The organism is Nostoc sp. MG11, assembly GCF_014904695.1.
Classification (GTDB): Bacteria; Cyanobacteriota; Cyanobacteriia; order Cyanobacteriales; family Nostocaceae; genus Komarekiella.
Genome location: NZ_JACXXN010000030.1, coordinates 1 through 17337, shown reverse-complemented (window position 1 = coordinate 17337; position 17337 = coordinate 1). Strand labels below are relative to the sequence as shown.

The 17337-nt window shown below is 39.6% G+C and carries 14 protein-coding genes and 1 pseudogene; 6 read left to right on the top strand and 9 right to left on the bottom strand.

The genetic code is table 11. From position 1 onward, the window contains the following. Positions 1 to 257: 257 nt before the first annotated feature. A pseudogene (locus tag HCR01_RS27505) lies at positions 258 to 771 on the bottom strand (LuxR C-terminal-related transcriptional regulator); the annotation flags it as partial. 677 nt (positions 772 to 1448) lie between these two features. Between HCR01_RS27505 and kdpA the strand changes: the two are divergent. The 4 genes from kdpA (at position 1449) to kdpC (ending at position 6362) form a co-directional block, all read left to right on the top strand. Then, positions 1449 to 3134 carry a potassium-transporting ATPase subunit KdpA gene (gene kdpA / locus HCR01_RS27500; RefSeq protein WP_193199214.1) on the top strand — a complete coding sequence of 562 codons (1686 nt, stop codon included), beginning with the start codon at positions 1449 to 1451 and terminating at the stop codon, positions 3132 to 3134. Positions 3135 to 3233: 99 nt separating this feature from the next. Next, the gene (kdpB, locus tag HCR01_RS27495) at positions 3234 to 5339 is read left to right on the top strand and encodes a potassium-transporting ATPase subunit KdpB (RefSeq protein WP_193199249.1); all 2106 of its coding nucleotides are present in this window, start codon (positions 3234 to 3236) and stop codon (positions 5337 to 5339) included. Positions 5340 to 5443: 104 nt separating this feature from the next. Next, positions 5444 to 5710: a potassium-transporting ATPase subunit F gene (locus HCR01_RS27490; RefSeq protein ID WP_193199213.1), complete on the top strand. Its 267-nt coding sequence runs from the start codon at positions 5444 to 5446 to the stop codon at positions 5708 to 5710. Between the two features lie 49 nt (positions 5711 to 5759). Next, on the top strand, positions 5760 to 6362 hold the full coding sequence (gene kdpC / locus HCR01_RS27485) for a K(+)-transporting ATPase subunit C (RefSeq protein WP_193199212.1): 603 nt from the start codon (positions 5760 to 5762) through the stop codon (positions 6360 to 6362). Between the two features lie 36 nt (positions 6363 to 6398). Here the strand turns inward: kdpC and HCR01_RS27480 are convergent, their stop codons facing one another. Continuing rightward, complete coding sequence (locus tag HCR01_RS27480) at positions 6399 to 7115, bottom strand: molybdopterin-dependent oxidoreductase (protein WP_162397000.1); 717 nt, start codon at positions 7113 to 7115, stop codon at positions 6399 to 6401. 190 nt (positions 7116 to 7305) lie between these two features. On the opposite strand from HCR01_RS27480, the gene HCR01_RS27475 reads away from it, so the two are divergent. Together HCR01_RS27475 and HCR01_RS27470 are read left to right on the top strand one after the other, a co-directional pair. Further along, complete coding sequence (locus HCR01_RS27475; protein WP_226889669.1) at positions 7306 to 8463, top strand: universal stress protein; 1158 nt, start codon at positions 7306 to 7308, stop codon at positions 8461 to 8463. A 247-nt stretch (positions 8464 to 8710) separates the two neighbouring features. After that, entirely contained in the window at positions 8711 to 9916 is a 1206-nt protein-coding gene (locus HCR01_RS27470; protein ID WP_193199211.1) for an anhydro-N-acetylmuramic acid kinase, read from the top strand. A gap of 20 nt (positions 9917 to 9936) precedes the next feature. Here HCR01_RS27470 and HCR01_RS27465 read toward each other — a convergent pair whose 3' ends face one another. From HCR01_RS27465 to HCR01_RS27435, 7 genes are all read right to left on the bottom strand, one after another. Beyond that, a complete protein-coding gene (locus tag HCR01_RS27465) occupies positions 9937 to 10806 on the bottom strand; it encodes a glycosyltransferase family 2 protein (RefSeq protein WP_193199210.1) in 870 nt (289 codons plus the stop codon). A 173-nt stretch (positions 10807 to 10979) separates the two neighbouring features. Continuing rightward, positions 10980 to 11699 carry an acyltransferase gene (locus HCR01_RS27460; protein ID WP_193199209.1) on the bottom strand — a complete coding sequence of 240 codons (720 nt, stop codon included), beginning with the start codon at positions 11697 to 11699 and terminating at the stop codon, positions 10980 to 10982. A gap of 42 nt (positions 11700 to 11741) precedes the next feature. Further along, positions 11742 to 12872: a glycosyltransferase gene (locus HCR01_RS27455; protein ID WP_193199208.1), complete on the bottom strand. Its 1131-nt coding sequence runs from the start codon at positions 12870 to 12872 to the stop codon at positions 11742 to 11744. An 873-nt stretch (positions 12873 to 13745) separates the two neighbouring features. Beyond that, entirely contained in the window at positions 13746 to 14219 is a 474-nt protein-coding gene (locus HCR01_RS27450) for a hypothetical protein (RefSeq protein ID WP_193199207.1), read from the bottom strand. An 88-nt stretch (positions 14220 to 14307) separates the two neighbouring features. Next, positions 14308 to 15399, bottom strand: coding sequence for a 23S rRNA (adenine(2503)-C(2))-methyltransferase RlmN (rlmN, locus tag HCR01_RS27445; protein ID WP_193199206.1), 1092 nt, complete (start codon positions 15397 to 15399; stop codon positions 14308 to 14310). Positions 15400 to 15461: 62 nt separating this feature from the next. Next, complete coding sequence (locus HCR01_RS27440; RefSeq protein WP_193199205.1) at positions 15462 to 16877, bottom strand: ATP-binding protein; 1416 nt, start codon at positions 16875 to 16877, stop codon at positions 15462 to 15464. A gap of 7 nt (positions 16878 to 16884) precedes the next feature. Then, positions 16885 to 17286: a heme NO-binding domain-containing protein gene (locus HCR01_RS27435; RefSeq protein ID WP_193199204.1), complete on the bottom strand. Its 402-nt coding sequence runs from the start codon at positions 17284 to 17286 to the stop codon at positions 16885 to 16887. Positions 17287 to 17337 lie beyond the last annotated feature (51 nt).

Sequence of the window (17337 nt, the reverse complement as noted above, 5' to 3'; positions counted from 1 at the left end):
ATAGCGTTTATCACATAGCAATAAAGAGGAAGCGAATGACTCAAAATTCGCTTCCATATCTAAATCAATTGGCAAAAAACTCCTTCTTGATTGGGAGAAAACTACAATATTTTTAATCGTTATATGACCAAATACACTCTATAAAAACTAAAGCTATATTTTAGCTACAGCTTTTGAGCTTATAATACTTTATACAAGACGACTCTGGCAGATAACTGTATTTATACTTAAAACGCGAAATTTTGTGTCTCTACCTACTAATTGATTAACAATTCTGGTGCGACCAATCCTTTTTGGATAGCTAAAACTGCGGCTTGGTGCGATCGCGTACCTCTAACTTCTGCAAAATAGCATGGACATGAACTCGCACTGTACCAGGAGCAATGTAGAGAATCTCTGCAATTTCTTGATTGCTCTTGCCAACTGCCACCAGTGCTAAAATTTCTTGCTCTCGCTTCGTTAAAGGATTTTCTAGAGATTCATCAGTTTTTGCGGACAACATTACCGGGGAATTGCCTTCAAAAGCTGCTCTAATTTCTGTTGTTGCCGTTTGATCCCACCCGCTACAGATCGCACTGCCAATATCAAAGATTCAGATGGAATGCCTTTGAGGCAGTAACCTTGTGCCCCAGCGGCAATTAACCGTGAAATCAGAGGTTTTTCAGAACGAGACGTTAAAACTAGAATCAGTAAAGTTGGGTGCTGCTGTTTGATTTGGCTACAAGTCTCAATCCCGCCAATTCCTGGTAAACCTATATCTAGCAAGATCAAATACATACCCAGGCGGTGTCAAATATTCCAGCACTATCACTATAGTAAAAGCGATCGCTATCAGCCAATATATTTTCCCACGCTCATTTAGAGCCTCTTTAATAGTCAATAATCGACTTAATATCATCATTTTTTCTAAAAAATTAGAATCAGGCAATCCATACAACTATCTAATTCAGACATAATTCTGATTTATCTGTACACATCACATTTATGTCTTTATATATATTGTTTAAGACTTAAAATATAGTTATTTCAATATATATTTTTCTCGTTAAACTATATCTCATGTATCATTAACTTTTCTGATAATTTAGTATAAAAATATTTAAATATTTTCTCAAAAAATCTGAACTCGCAAAATTCTTTTTAAACAAAATATTAAATAAATAGAATTCTTTACCAACCTGAGTTTCGGCTATAGGCAAGTATAAAAAATAGTGTAACTTTATACAAAAATAATTATCAGGCGCATTAGAATTTTTTCTAAAATTTCTATCTTTGAAAGTAGCAAACATCAAGAATGTATTGTATAAACAAATAATAATAACTGGGCAAATAAATGAATAAGATTAAAATTTAAATATTCTTCACAAAAATTTTAAAAAATATCTTGATATTCTGTTATTTCTAAGAATTGGCTTGTTAACACTTAAGTTTAATTGAGAACGAAATACATGGGACAAGGTTTCTTACAAATTGGCTTAACGTTATGTATCGTTATAGCAATCACTCCAGTATTAGGAAGATACATGGCGCGTGTCTTCTTAGGAGAAAGAACACTGCTTGATCTGTTGATGAACCCGATAGAGCGCAGCCTCTACGTCGTAGCGGGTGTACGCAGGAAAGATGATATGACGGGTTGGCAGTATATCCGCGCAGTATTATACACTAACCTAATTATGAGTATATCAGTTTATTTACTGATATATTTTCAAAGAATCTTACCCTGGAATCCCAATGGTTTCGGTGCGCCCATCTGGTACATTTTGTTACACACCACCATTTCATTTCTGACGAATACCGACCAGCAACACTACTCTGGGGAGACAACCTTAAGCTATTTTAGCCAGGTAGCGGCTTTAGGTTTTTTGATGTTCACCTCAGCAGCTACCGGGTTAGCGGTAGGAATTGCCTTTATTCGCGGGTTGACAGGTAAAGGACTAGGAAACTTTTACGTAGATATTACCCGTGCAATCACGCGGATATTGCTGCCAATTTCAATTATCGGGGCGATCGCCTTGCTTATAGTAGGTGTACCGCAAACATTAGCTGGAACTCTGGTTGTGAAAACCTTAGATGGGGGGACACAGTATCTTGCTAGAGGCCCAGTGGCATCATTTGAGATGATCAAAATGTTTGGCGAGAATGGCGGTGGCTTTTTTGGTGTTAACTCTGCTCACCCCTTTGAAAATCCGAATGGCGCTTCTAACTTAATAGAAACCATTGCCATGATTTCGATTCCAGCTGCCTTGATTTACACCTACGGTTTGTTTGCCAATAACATCAAACAAGCTTGGTTGCTTTTCTGGATGGTGTTTGTGATTTTTGTAATTTTGATTGGGGTGACAGCTGTAGGAGAACTACAAGGTAATCCCCTCGTTAATGCCACCTTCGGATTAGAACAGCCCAATTTGGAGGGCAAAGAAGTCCGCTTTGGCTGGGCACAAACAGCATTGTGGGCGGTTATGACAACCGCCACCATGTGTGGTGCTGTCAACGGGATGCACGATTCTTTGATGCCCCAAGGACTATTTTCAACTCTATTCAACCTGTTTATCCAGGTTATCTGGGGTGGTCAAGGGACTGGGACGGCTTACCTATTCATTTATTTAATTCTTACCGTGTTTTTAACTGGGCTAATGGTGGGGCGCACCCCAGAGTTTTTAGGGCGGAAAATAGAAAAGCGGGAAATTGTTCTTGCAAGTGTAGTGTTGCTGATTCACCCAATTGTAGTTTTAATTCCCAGTGCGATCGCCTTAGCTTATCCGATTTTCCTATCTGGAATTAGCAACGCTGGTTATCATGGCATTTCTCAAGTAGTTTATGAGTATGCTTCAGCGGCGGCAAATAATGGCTCTGGCTTAGAGGGATTGAAGGATAACACTCTATGGTGGAACTTGAGTACTCTAGTTGGCTTGTTAGGAGGGCGCTACATTCCGATTATTGCCATCCTGCTGTTAGCTGACAGTATGTCTCGTAAACAAGCAGTACCAGAAACCCCAGGTACTCTGAAAACCGATTCTCTGGTATTTACTGGTGTCACGGCTGGAGTAACTCTGATTTTGGGAGTGCTGACTTTCTTTCCAGTTCTGGCTTTAGGCCCCATAGCCGAGGGTTTTAAGTTAGCATCCGGCAATTAAAAACAGAGGTAATGAAACAGACAAGGGAAGGTAGAATTTTCTCCCCCTGCCTCCCCTGCCTCCCCTGCCTCCCCTGCCCCCTCCTCCACTCCTCACTATATAAATACGGTGGCAACTACCTCTAAAGCTAGACGCCCAAGTTCCCGGCCTGGCGATCGCCGCCAAGCACGCAAAAAGGCGAAGATAAATACTAAAGGGCTTTATCTCAGAGCAATTAGGGATGCTTTTATCAAGCTTAATCCCAAGTATGCAATCAAAAATCCAGTGATGTTTTTGGTTTGGGTTGGGACAATTATCACCCTAGCAGTAACCATTGACCCCAACCTCTTTGGCCCAGATTCGCAGAAGAACCCGCAACTTTTCAACGGCTTGTTAACGGGGATTTTATTCTTCACCGTTTGGTTTGCCAATTTTGCGGAAGCCGTGGCTGAAGGGCGAGGTAAAGCCCAAGCCGATACTTTGCGCTCAACGCAGTTAGAAAGCATCGCTAAAAAACTCGCCCCCGATGGCTTAATTAGTGAAGTCGCATCTACCAGCCTCAAACAAGGCGATACCATTTACATCGTTGCTGGTGATATCATTCCCGCTGATGGCGAGGTAATTATGGGCGTCGCCTCAGTGGATGAATCGGCAGTTACCGGGGAATCTGCACCAGTTCTCAAAGAATCAGGCTCAGATGTGGCTAGTTCGGTGACTGGCGGGACGCGGATTATCTCTGATGAATTAATTATCCGCATCACAGCTGACCCAGGCAAAGGGTTTATCGACCGGATGATTGCCTTGGTGGAGGGAGCAGAACGCAGCAAAACACCCAATGAAATCGCTCTAACAGTGTTATTGGCAGTTCTCAGTTTAGTGTTTCTGTTTGTTATAGTAACCTTGCCCGCATTTGCTTATTACGTCAACAGTCCAGTCAGTGTACCAATTTTAATTGCCTTGTTGGTTGCGCTGATTCCTACAACTATTGGCGGATTACTAAGTTCTATTGGGATTGCTGGTATGGATAGAGTTGCCCAATTTAACGTTATTGCCACTTCTGGACGAGCAGTCGAAGCCTGTGGCGATGTCAACACTCTAGTTCTCGATAAGACAGGTACGATTACTCTTGGCAACCGTTTGGCTGAGGAATTTATCCCGATCAACGGTCACTCAATGGAAGAAATTGCGAATGTAGCTTGGGCAGCTAGTGTGTTTGACGATACACCAGAAGGGAAATCTATTGTTCGATTGGCAGAAAAGTTAGGTGCTAAGTTTGATTTCGACCCCAACCAAGCAGAAGGAGTTAATTTTTCTGCCAAAACACGCATGAGTGGCACTAACTTACCAGGTGGACATGAAGCACGCAAAGGAGCAGTAGGAGCCATTAAAGGGTTTGTACGTTCCCACAATGGACGCGACACCCCGGAACTGGATGCCACTTACGAACGAGTTTCCCAACTGGGAGGTACACCCCTAGCAGTATGCCTAAATAACGAAATCTACGGAGTGATTTATCTTAAAGATATTGTGAAACCTGGTATCCGCGATCGCTTCGAGCAACTGCGACGGATGGGAGTGCGTACCATCATGCTGACTGGAGACAACCGGATTACTGCTTCTGTCATTGCCAAGGAAGCTGGGGTAGATGACTTCATTGCCGAAGCGACACCAGAAGACAAAATCAGCGTCATTCAAAGAGAACAAACAGCAGGTAAACTAGTTGCCATGACAGGGGACGGGACTAACGATGCTCCAGCGTTAGCCCAAGCTAATGTCGGCGTAGCTATGAATACGGGAACTCAAGCAGCAAAAGAAGCCGCCAATATGGTGGATTTGGACTCTGATCCCACAAAGCTGATCGATATTGTTAGCATTGGCAAACAATTGCTGATTACTCGCGGAGCATTGACTACATTTTCCATCGCCAATGATATTGCTAAATACTTTGCAATTATTCCAGTGGTGTTTGCCGCTGCTAACCTGCAAAGCCTAAATATTATGAATTTGACCCGTGTTAAGTCTGCCGTACTATCGGCACTGATTTATAATGCTTTGATTATTCCAGCTTTGATTCCCTTGGCTTTGAAAGGTGTGCAGTTTAGACCCCTAACAGCTAATCAACTCTTACAACGCAATATCTTGATTTATGGTTTAGGTGGAGTGATTGCACCGTTCATTGCCATAAAGTTAATAGATATGCTAATCACAGTTATGGGGTTGGCTTAAGCAATTCAAAATTAGCCGAACTTCTGAGTAGTGGCTTTCGCTGCTCAGATTTTTCTCATAAATTAACTGCCAAGATAGCAAGAATGCAAAGAACAAAGAGAGTTATGAGACAAGTTAATTTATTAGGCGAGTTTTTACTAATAAATGTGATGCAGACGATTTCCTTGGTTAGGTCGCAAAGACGTAAACAACATTTGCCACTCGCTGTTTTTATCTTGCTGTGTTTGAATGTGGTAGTTCCCCCAGTTGTTTATGCTGCTAATAACACCCTAGAACAACGTTCCGCCTGGGCAATTGGCATCTTGGGGTTTGTGGCGCTGGCACTCATAATTTACTTGTTTGTCGTCGTTTTTCAACCAGAACGCTTCTAAAATAATTAAAAATTAAATATAAAATTCTAAGAACAAGTGGAAACTTTTTATGTCTATTATTAGGGAAACTATTAGAGCAATTTGCATAACTTTGGTACTTTGGTTGCTGACTGCAATCATCTATCCTCTCGTAATCCTTGTAGTGGGTCAAGTTTTCTTTCCATTTCAAGCAAACGGCAGTATCATGCCGAATTTAAAAAATGAACCAATTGGTTCAGTTTTGATTGGTCAGGTGTTCACATCCGAACGATATTTCCATCCTCGTCCCAGTACTGTTAGATATAGCCAAGGAAAAAGAGCCAGGCCAACTGGTATCTCTGGCGCTAGTAACCTCGCTGCTAGTAATCCAGAACTACTGGATCGAGTTGTAAAGCAGGCTAATCAATTACGAGAAGAAAATATTCAACCGATCGCTGATTTAATTTATACTTCTGGATCTGGCTTAGACCCTCATATTTCATTAAGAGCAGCACAAGAGCAGTTGCCGCGAGTTGCTCGTGCGCGGGAAGTAGAAGAAAACGAGATCCTACGTTTAATTAATAAGTATACTGATGGTAGATTTTTATGGATTTTTGGCGAGCCGGGAGTCAATGTTCTCCGCTTGAATTATGCGCTTGACCTGCAAGAAATTAATAGTAAACAGAATCAATAAAATGTGAATAGAAATAGACGTTGCATTGCAACGTCTCTACAGTCCTGCAAACCATTCATACCCCTGATCCTCCCAGTAACCTTTAGTAGGCAGTAAATTGCTGGTTAGTGTAATCTGAGTTACCCACTTACTTTGCTTGTAGCCCAGTTTAATGGGGGATGCTAGGCGTATGGGCGCACCATTATCAACTGATAATGGTTGCCCATTTTTCTGATAAGCCATGAGAGTTTGAGGATGCACGGCAGAGGCAATATCCCAGCTTTCGTAGTAGCCATCGGCAGATTTGAAGTAGACATAGCGGACGCTTGATTTAGGCTGTACTAGTGCCACTAAGTCTCGTAATCGCACACCTCCCCATTGAACGATCGCAGCCCAACCTTCAACACAGACATGGCGAATTACCATCGAAGTCAAGGGAAGTTTTTGAATGTCTGCCATACTCAATCGCATCGAATTATTTACCTCACCATCAATCGTTAGGTAAAACTGCGCTGGGTCAATTTGTGGGGTGAAGTCAAACGTATTAACCAGTAACTTATCTGGCTCAATAGCACTGAGAGAAAATTCAGGTATGGGCTTTTGAGTTTGTAGGAGCGCTTCCAGACTTTGGTTTAGTGGCTCAGATATTTGTCTCACATTATCTGAGAACAAATTTGTCCCACATCCACCTAGAAACAAGCCTAACCCAGAAAGTCCAGATATTTGCAGTAAATGACGACGGGATAGGGTGCGTTTGGGCAGAATCAAACTCATAAGACCTCAGCAAGTTTAACGAAAAGAGCCACTGACAAGGTTTCCAATTTATCTATTAAAAAAATTCAGCTTCTCTCGGCATTTTATCAGGAAATTATAGTACACAAAATTACAGCCCACCTATAACCTTATTCAGGGCAATTTAATATAGTTAGCAATACTTTCATTGCATATAATTAGCAAAAGTCAGATGTCAAATCATATTAATACTAGTTCTGCTAGCACTGCATCTTCAACAAGTTATTCTCTTTATCCGGCGCGATCACGGCGAGGCAAACACAAAATATTTATCGGTATGGCTCCTGGAGTAGGCAAAACCTTTCGGATGCTAGAAGAAGGACACGCACTCAAACAGGAAGGAGTTGATGTCGTGATTGGGCTTTTGGAAACCCACGGACGCAAAGAGACAGCAGAAAAGGCAGAAGGACTAGAGATTTTACCCCGCAAGCAATTTCCTCGCGGTGAGTTGACGCTGATGGATATGGATACAGATGCAATTATAGAGCGATCGCCCCAATTAGCCTTAATCGATGAACTCGCTCATACCAATGTCCCTGGTTCTCTACGAGAAAAACGCTACCAAGATGTAGAAGTAATTTTGGCAGCAGGCATTGATGTCTACTCCACAATGAATATTCAGCATCTAGAAAGTCTCAATGATTTAGTAGCAAGAATTACTGGTGTAGTAGTACGTGAGCGAGTTCCAGACCGCATATTGGATGAAGCGGATGAAGTAGTAGTAATTGATGTTACACCTGAAACGCTGCAAGAACGGTTACTAGAAGGCAAGATTTACGCACCGCAAAAAATCCAACAATCCCTGGATAACTTTTTCCAACGCCGGAACCTGATTGCTTTACGAGAGTTGGCTTTACGGGAAGTTGCAGACAACGTAGAAGAAGATGCGATCGCCACCACCCCCAACGGACAATTTTGTAATATTCACGAGCGAGTTTTGGTGTGCGTATCTACCTATCCCAACTCAGTGCAACTATTACGCCGGGGTGCAAGGCTAGCTAACTACATGAATGCTCCACTTTATACTTTATTCGTTGCTGATCCAGAGCGCTTTCTCACCAAAGAAGAAAGCCTACACATTCACACTTGTGAGAAGCTGTGTCAAGAATTTGAAGGTACTTTTATTCGTGTTGCCAGCAATAATGTAGCTAATGCGATCGCCGAAGTTGCAGAGAAATATCGGATCACCCAGATTGTGATTGGAGAAAGTCAGCGTTCTCGCTGGCAAATGTTACTCAAAGGGTCTTTAACTCAAAAATTGGTACGTTTGCTCAAAAATATAGATTTGCATATCATCGCCAGCGAAAAAATATCCTCATCAAAGCGATGAACTCTCATCTATAGCAGTTCTCGCGTCAGTGCAATACAGTCTGAACCTCACCCCGTATTTGCTAACGCAAACACTCCCCTCTCCTTGCTAAGGAGAGGGGCTAGGGGTGAGGTTTAAAAATGTACTTAATGCAAACGAGAACCGCTATATAATTAGCCGATATTAGGGAAAATTATTGCTTGTTTTTTGACATTGCTAGCGGCATAAATTAAACTATCTCTGACAATCAATATCAGAATGTATATCCATGCAACCGACTCTACAAGCTGCTGTTCCAACTCGCGTTATCGGTTTAATTAGTGGCACATCTGTAGATGGCATAGATGCTGCTTTAGTAGATATTTCCGGTACAGATTTTGATTTAAAAATTGAGTTGGTAGCTGGAACTACATATCCTTACCCCGCCGAACTTAGAGCCAAAATCTTAGCAGTTTGTGCTGGGGAAGCCATTTCAATGGCAGAATTAGCAGAAATAGATGATGCGATCGCCTTTACCTTTGCTCAAGCCGCCCAAAATATCCAAATTGATCATCAGCCAGCTACTCTAATCGGTTCTCACGGTCAAACTGTTTATCATCGCCCACCGGGGGGAAGAGGGGGAGAAATTTTAACTTCTCACTCTTTACTCAGCACTCCTTTGGGTTACAGCTTGCAATTAGGGCGTGGTGAATTGATTGCTCATTTGACGAGAATTACTACTGTAAGTAATTTTCGTGCTGCTGATATCGCCATTGGTGGTCACGGTGCGCCTCTTGTACCGAGAATAGATGCCTTTTTGCTCAGCCATCTTGAGGAGGGGCGTTGTATTCAAAACATTGGCGGTATTGGGAATGTTGCGTATATTCCTCCTCGACAAAATGGCGACTGGCTGGAAAAAATTCGCGCTTGGGATACCGGCCCAGGAAATAGTCTTTTAGATTTGGCTGTGGAGCATTTAAGCGCTGGTGTTAAAACTTACGATGAAAACGGCGATTGGGCAGCTAGTGGCACTCCTTGCTATCCATTGGTAGAGCAATGGCTTAGCCAAGATTACTTTCATCTCCCGCCGCCCAAATCTACTGGGCGCGAGTTATTCGGCGTAGCTTACCTGCATCAATGTTTACAAGATGCCGAAGCATATCAACTCAGTCCCGCCGACATGCTGGCAACTCTTACGGAACTTACAGCTGCTTCAATTGCTCACAGTTACCAAACTTTTTTACCACAAATGCCACAGCGAGTATTATTATGTGGTGGTGGTAGTCGCAATCTTTATTTAAAACAAAGATTACAGTTATTGTTGCCATCAATACCAGTTTTGACTACAGATGAAGTTGGTTTGAATGCAGATTTTAAAGAAGCGATCGCCTTCGCTGTTTTAGCTTACTGGCGAAATTTAGACATTCCTGGTAACTTACCTACTGCCACTGGTGCATCCCAAGAAGTACTACTAGGAGAAATTCACCAAGCTTAATATTGAGTATCGAGCTAGTTTCAACTCATATTTGCGTAAAGGTTACGGTAAAGCTTAAGCTTTTTAACCTTCATAATTATCAAAAATCGCCAATAATTCAATATCAGATAGTTTTGACGTAGTTTACTAATTACTCTACGGTTAAATTCATTAAAACTTTTAGTACCTCCAGATAACCGATAATTAGCATAATCGGTATATATTGCATTTTCTTTAAAGTACTGAAAATTCTGAATAAAGTTGGATTGTCTGTAAAAAACTAGCACCTCTGGTAAATTTGTCAGACCAATACCTTTTTGAGTTATTCTGCTGAAAAATTCATAGTCTTGCGCTCGATGTAATTCCTCACAATAACCACCGTATTCTTTAAATAGAGATGTCCTGATCATTGCAGCACAATTTGCTATTTTCATTTTGCCTTGTTTAAAGCCTTGGTACACTTTATTTGGATTGGTAGGCCAAAAGATAATTTTAGCTGGATCAAAAATTGCTTCTTCACAAAAAGAGCATGATTGAGAACCGACAGCGCCAATATCTAAATTGTTATCTAAAAAATTAACTTGCTTCTCAAAACGTTCAGGATAAGAAATATCATCACTATCGCATACAGCAATATACTTACCGCGAGAATATTCTAAGCACTTATTACGTGCTTTACCCCGACCTCCATGTTCTTGATAATAGACTTTAATTCGTGAATCTTTTGCTGCATACTGAGCGATTAATTCGGTAGTTCCATCAGTACTACCGTCATCTATAATGATGAGTTCCCAATCAGAAAAAGTCTGATTTAGTACGCTCTCAATAGCATCATTAATATATTTTTTCACATTATAAGCAAGCATCATTACTGATACAGTAGGCGTAGAATGTATTACTGGCTCATTCATTTTGCATTCTCATCTAGTACATTGCACAACTTGAAAACTATAGCTTTCTACAGTCCATTAAGGATTGCAAGCACACCTGTGTTAGCTATTTTTTGATTATTTACATTTTGAATTATTATCTACTGCTGAAATCGTAGACTTAAGGTAAACTGGCGATTAAACTCCAGATGGTTTTATATTCTAGTTTCAATCTCAGCTTTTTTTGTATCTTCATAAGCATAATCAGCTAGCTTAAATCCATATTTACTAAAGTAATCTAGAAAAAATTTGGATTCTTTAGGATAGACTTTTTTAACCATAGCTGGATTTCCTGCTAATAAAATATAATTCTTATCCATAAAGTTCTTTGTAACAACAGAACCAGCGCCAACAAATGTAAATGAGCCTATGGCTGTACCTGGTAAGAACATACAATGACTACCGATATAACACCTATCACCAATAATAATTGACTTATTAATATTAGTAACATCAATATCTGCGGTGATGGTATGTGTATAAAATGTTGAATTATAACCACCTATTAAAGTAGCTTTACCTATAATTATTTGTCCTGGAACATCAAAATAATGTCTACCTGTTATACTGCTACATTCACCAATTGTCAGACATCCAAAGTCTTCATTATCTTGATAGTTTAGTTTGGATGCAGTAAACCAATTCCCCCATCCAGAAATAGCAGATTTTTCCATCATAGTTAGATGGGAGAGGTTTTTAAAATAGTTAAAGCTTTGGATTTTTACATTATCTTTTAGAGTAATTTTTTTAATGTTTAAGATTGACAAACCAATATAAACATTTTTACCAATTTCATGACCCATTAGTTTTAAAACTAATATTTTTAGTTTAGATGGGAGTAAAGCTACTAAGAGGGCAATTAAAAAGTTGTTCATTAGGTGAATTTTATTTTTTCTAACTTTAGTAACATTTAAATTTTATTTAATAAGCGTTTTATAATCTTCTAAAGCATTGCGTGCTATTTGATTCCATTGCAGATGCTCAAGTGCATAACGCCGTCCACGCAATCCCATTTCTTTCCAATCTGCACGAGATTTCAATAATTTTACTAATCCTTCTTTGATTGATAATACATCTGGCTTGACCACAACCCCACAACCACTTGCTTGAACATAGTGTGCAATGCCAGCAACTTCTGAAACTAACAATACTCGACCTGCTAGCATTGCTTCTAGAGCAGCTAAGCTAAATCCTTCAAAACGTGAGGCTAGACAGAAAATATCGTATTCAGCAATTATTGATGAAGAAGATTGATTATAGTTAGGCTCAATAAAAGAAACTTTTTCTAATATAGAAAGTTGAGCAGCCCTCTTTTGTAATTTATTTTTATCTCCCCAATCAGGGCCTTGAATAAAAAGTCTAGCATCTATCGTTTCTAGTACTTCCTTAAATCCATCAATTAAAATATCCAAACCTTTATTATGGGAATCTATCCGTCCCAAAAATAAAAGTTTAGGAATTCCTATCTCTGTCCAACTTAGCAAAGATTCAGAGTGTACATCATCGGGTGAGAAGCCATTGGGGGCCTCTATAGCTGGGGTATGAATATTTAAACGTTCCAACCATTTAGCATGGCGAATATCTAAAACTTGGATAGCATTTGCTTGTTGCAATAGACGTTTTTCTATGAGATACCAATAAGACCATTTAAGATGAGCATTTTTACTAAAAATAGATGGATGATAAGGATCGTGGGGTGCAATTATATATGGAATAGCATTTTTTTTACACAAACGTGATAATAGATAACTTTTAAAATAAAATATTCCATTAATAATTACAATAGAATCTTTTGTTTCTTGAGAGATATACTGCTTTAAACCGGATGGAACTTCAAATTTGTGCGACTTATTTTTTTGAGCAAAACACTTAATTGCGTAACCAGTATTTGACTTAAAAAAATTGTCTTCTTTACCTTCGCACAATATTGTAACTTGAACCCCATGAGATGCAAGCCCTGAAGACAAACCGTGTATAGCCTTTGTCATTCCATCGGTGATTTTGTCTCCAAATGCTGGAAATTGCGGTAAGTAAATATAAATATTCATCACCCTCCTCACTTAAATAAATATGTAATATTTTAATACAGATGTTAGTAGTTGAAGTTTACTTACCTTATATACAAACAGTTTGATTTATGACAATAAGTTAGCTTTAGGTCTTCAGCCAAAAGCTATCTTGTTGCCTCAAGATTCTGTTAAGCAATCATTGACTATAGATAAAACTTGATTGGGGTTATTGATAAAGCAAAAGTATAAGCTTACCCAATACTTCTGGTTTATTATAACTAAAAAAAATAAGCATTAACCCCACTTTATTAACGTTTGGATTATTCTCAATTAAGCATTTTTAGCAACATAATATGATGCAAGGCTAAAACCATAAAATTTTGTTTGGTTAGCGCTTTTGAGAAAACCACCTTTAACAATACAATTATTTGCCTCATAGAGCAAGACTTTTTCCAGGAATTGGGGTGAATCTGTATTGTAGAAACTGTTGGCGAATTCAAATAAAAAATCTCAAAAAGGCGTAGGATCAACACTCAATCATATTTGAGGGTATAAATCATCATGTCGACGCATCCCTAAAATATTCCTGAATATATATATAAATTTGAATTATATAGATAATTGACGCTGCTTTTTCAAATAGTAATATCTATCTACAGATAGACGATATATTGGCAAGTATTTAACTCAAGTTACTCTTTAGAAGAGATACAGCGATCGCAATATAAAATCCCCTCATACCTAATTGGGCAGAGGGGAGAAAAAGCAATAAAATTATTCAGGTCTACTGTATCATCGACAACATTCATAACGAAATTTGATATTGAAAAGATACCGTAGAGCCGTGTAAGTCCTTCAACAAGCCAGATAAAGTTTTACAGAGATCGCTCCTCATCAGGAACTCTGAATACTTCACAGATTTTCTTGCTGTCGTCTAAATTGTTGCTGTAGTCTCAATTGTTGCTGTCGGCTAAATTCTTGCTGTCGTCTAAATTCTTGTTGCCGTCTCACTTCCTGCTGTTGTAATCTCAATTGTTGCTGTCGGCTAAATTCTTGCTGCTGTTGTCTCATTTGTTGCTGTTGCTGTCTAAATTGTTGCTGTTGCCTCATTTGTTGGCGTTGTTGGCCAAATTCTTGTTGTTGTAATCTTAGTTGCTCTTGCTGTTGTTGTGGTTCTTGAATATATAACTGTAGCCATGTTTTCTGAACTTGCTCTTGCATTTGCTGATCTCGTTCTTCTTGTTGTTGTCTGACTCTTTCTTGAAATGAGGTTTGCCTTTGAGGATTCGTCTCAATTATTTGTCCATAGGCAGGAGAATTAATTGGCAAAACTGTTGTAAGAATGATCAATAGTAGCCCTGACTTAGATATAAATGAGCCATTCATAATGCAGTTTTCTCCTTAATTGTTATAGATTAGTTTGAGCGATCGCTCAAATCCTAGTCACTGTTTTCTATAACTTTCGCTTACACAGTTAATTCTTACTGGCTCTCAGTTGTCCACAAGCAGCATCAGCTTCTAAACCACGAGAGTAGCGAACGCTAACAGCAATTTGTTGTTGCTTAAGAATGTTGACAAAAGCTTGAATGTGATCGCGGTTAGGACGTTTGTAATCTACTTCTTCAATAGGATTGTAGGGAATCAAATTCACATGACTTTGGAATCCTCTCAAACATTTTGCCAGTTGTAATGCATGTTCTGGCAAATCGTTGACACCAGCGAGAAGAATATATTCAAAAGTAACCCGGCGTCCAGTAATTTCCACATATTCGCGGCACTCAGTCAGCAAATCTTCTAAAGGATAGGCGCGGGCGCTGGGGATGAGTTTTTCTCGCAGCGCTTGGTTAGGTGCGTGGAGACTAACAGCAAGAGTGACTTGCAAATGGTGTTGAGCAAACTGACGAATGCGATCGCGAATACCAACTGTTGAGACAGTAAGCGATCGCGCTCCTATACCGACATCTTGATTTAGAGATTTCAGGGCTGCTAGTACATTCTCAGTATTCAACAACGGTTCACCCAGTCCCATAAACACCACGTTGCTAACCCGTTGCTGAAAATCTTCTTGTACAGTCAACACCTGATCTACAATTTCATGTACTGCCAAATTGCGCTTGTAGCCTCCTTTACCAGTAGCGCAGAAATCACACGCCATTGGACAACCCACTTGAGTAGAGACGCAAACTGTCAGCCGGGATTTTGGGCCTTTTCCCCCTTCTCCAAAGGTGGGAATACCAACAGTTTCAATAATTTGACTATCTGCGAGTTCTAGAAGATATTTTATTGTGCCATCGGGTGCAACAGCACGGTGGTGTATGGTTGAGCGCCCAATAGGGATTTCTGCAACTTCTGCACGCCATTGTTTGGGGAAGACAGAAATATCAGATAGCGATCGCGCCCCCTTCTGATAGATCCATTCATGCAGTTGCTTTCCTCTGTAAGCAGGTTGTCCCTGCTGCTGTACCCAAGCGCTTAACTCCACAACCGAAGCACCTAGTAGAGGAATTAGTTCTGATTTTTCTGGGTTGTGTGAGTCAACCTGAGATACAAGAGGCGTAGCAGACATAGGAAATCAAGAATTGATACTGGATCTCTATCCTATAACTTCTTGTTCAAAGCTGGAGTTGACTAAGCAGCTTTTTGCCTAACTGGAATTTCAATCCAGAATTCTGTTCCTTTTCCAACTTCCGAAATACACTCTATTTTCCCGTGATGCTTATCTACAACGATTTGATAGCTGATTGATAATCCTAAACCAGTGCCTTGTCCTACAGGTTTAGTTGTGAAAAAAGGGTCAAATATTTTTTGCTTAACGTTTTCTGTCATCCCTGAACCATTATCTTTAATAATGATAATTACGTGCTGTTGATTTTCTAAGTGAGTTTGGATGGTAATGCTACTATATTGCTTTGCAATTCCTTGTTTTGCATAGACTTTTTCCTGGTAGTGCATAGCATCAATCGCATTACTTAAAATATTCATAAACACCTGATTTATTTGTCCTGCATAACATTCTACAAGAGGTAAATCGCCATATTCTTTGATAATTTTAATTGGCTGAAAACCAGATTTATCTTCTAGACGATGTTGCAAAATCAATAGTGTATTATCGATACCTTCATGAATATCAGCAGGTTTCATCCCAGCTTGGTCAAGCCGCGAGAAGTTCCGTAAATTGAGGACAATCTCACGAATACGTTTAGCGCCGACTTCTAAAGAAGATAAGGTTTTTGGTAGGTCTTCTATGATAAAGTCTAGGTCGTTTTTTTTAAGTAAAGCTTCAATTTGCGGGTGAGGTTGAGGATAAAACTGCTGGTATATCTGGATTAAACTTAGTAAATACTGAGTGTATTCATTAATATATTTGAGGTTGCCATAAATAAAGTTTACTGGGTTATTAATTTCGTGGGCAACACCAGCAACTAATTGACCCAGACTAGACATTTTTTCAGTTTGAATTAGTTGCGATTGTGTCTGTTGCAACTCCTTGAGAGTATTTTTTAGCTTTTGTGCTTGTGTTTCGGCAGTCTTAGCCAAATATTCTTGAATTTGTAGCGCGTTTTCTAGCTGTGCTTGTCGCTGGGTAAGTTCATCTGTTAATTTCTGAATATCCTCCAAAGCTATGTCTTTAGCTTGTAGCAAAAAAAATAAGTCAACAGTCTGGTCATGAATTGCAAAGTCTTTCAGCTTCAAATTAGAGTTAGCTAGAGTATCTGTATTATTTCCCCAAACAGAGCAGAGAAAAACCATAATTTCCCGCTCAGGAACATACATCATTTGCCCTTTAAGAATCATCTTATTATGCAAAGATTCAAACATAAATAAAGAGCTAAGCCGTTTGGCGATCGCTATAAAATCAACCTGAATCTTTGGACGTATAATCTGAAAGTTTTGCTCAATTAAACTGCCTATTAAAGGGTCTGGATGAATACGTTGCAAAACCTCTCCCACTTGTACAATCTTCCTTTCACGATTGAACACAATATGAAATGGAAAGGCTTTTGCGAACAACTGTGGTGGAAGACTGAACTGAGGAGAAATCATAACATAGTCAGTTAAGTTTATACTCAATCAAAAAAGCATCATGCTCCGCTCCCTCTTCCCGATTTTGAGTTTGGACAATATTAACTTCTGTGTTGAACCTTGTCCCCAAACCTTTGAGCAAACCGACAACCATTGCAGTTAGCCCATGACGACTAGAACGGTAGTGTAATTCTAAAGAATTTTCTTCTGTTTCAGTACACTCAAACGAAGGCGGATCATATTTTGGAAAATTGATACTAAGACGAGTATGAAGCTCATCCAAATTTTCTAAGAATTCGGGAAATGTATCACCACCCATGTCCATCATTGCACCGTAGCCTACCTTGCCAGTGTACTGTATCCAATATTCTCCAAAGGCGTGCATACAGCATTTACGGCTGTTATGAGGTACAGTAGCAGCAACTGGCAAACCAGTTTCTTAAATGTTGAGGATTTATTAAGTCGAGTGCAACTGAGATTA

Excerpts from the sequence above, each read along its gene's own strand:
- HCR01_RS27490 (WP_193199213.1), top strand. The coding sequence starts at position 5,444 with ATGAGACAAGTTAATTTATTAGGCGAGTTTTTACTAATAAATGTGATG.
- kdpA (WP_193199214.1), top strand. The coding sequence starts at position 1,449 with ATGGGACAAGGTTTCTTACAAATTGGCTTAACGTTATGTATCGTTATA.
- HCR01_RS27465 (WP_193199210.1), bottom strand. The coding sequence starts at position 10,806 with ATGAATGAGCCAGTAATACATTCTACGCCTACTGTATCAGTAATGATG.
- HCR01_RS27455 (WP_193199208.1), bottom strand. The coding sequence starts at position 12,872 with ATGAATATTTATATTTACTTACCGCAATTTCCAGCATTTGGAGACAAA.
- HCR01_RS27475 (WP_226889669.1), top strand. The coding sequence starts at position 7,306 with ATGTCAAATCATATTAATACTAGTTCTGCTAGCACTGCATCTTCAACA.
- HCR01_RS27440 (WP_193199205.1), bottom strand. The coding sequence starts at position 16,877 with ATGATTTCTCCTCAGTTCAGTCTTCCACCACAGTTGTTCGCAAAAGCC.
- HCR01_RS27480 (WP_162397000.1), bottom strand. The coding sequence starts at position 7,115 with ATGAGTTTGATTCTGCCCAAACGCACCCTATCCCGTCGTCATTTACTG.
- HCR01_RS27450 (WP_193199207.1), bottom strand. The coding sequence starts at position 14,219 with ATGAATGGCTCATTTATATCTAAGTCAGGGCTACTATTGATCATTCTT.
- kdpC (WP_193199212.1), top strand. The coding sequence starts at position 5,760 with ATGTCTATTATTAGGGAAACTATTAGAGCAATTTGCATAACTTTGGTA.
- rlmN (WP_193199206.1), bottom strand. The coding sequence starts at position 15,399 with ATGTCTGCTACGCCTCTTGTATCTCAGGTTGACTCACACAACCCAGAA.
- HCR01_RS27470 (WP_193199211.1), top strand. The coding sequence starts at position 8,711 with ATGCAACCGACTCTACAAGCTGCTGTTCCAACTCGCGTTATCGGTTTA.
- HCR01_RS27460 (WP_193199209.1), bottom strand. The coding sequence starts at position 11,699 with ATGAACAACTTTTTAATTGCCCTCTTAGTAGCTTTACTCCCATCTAAA.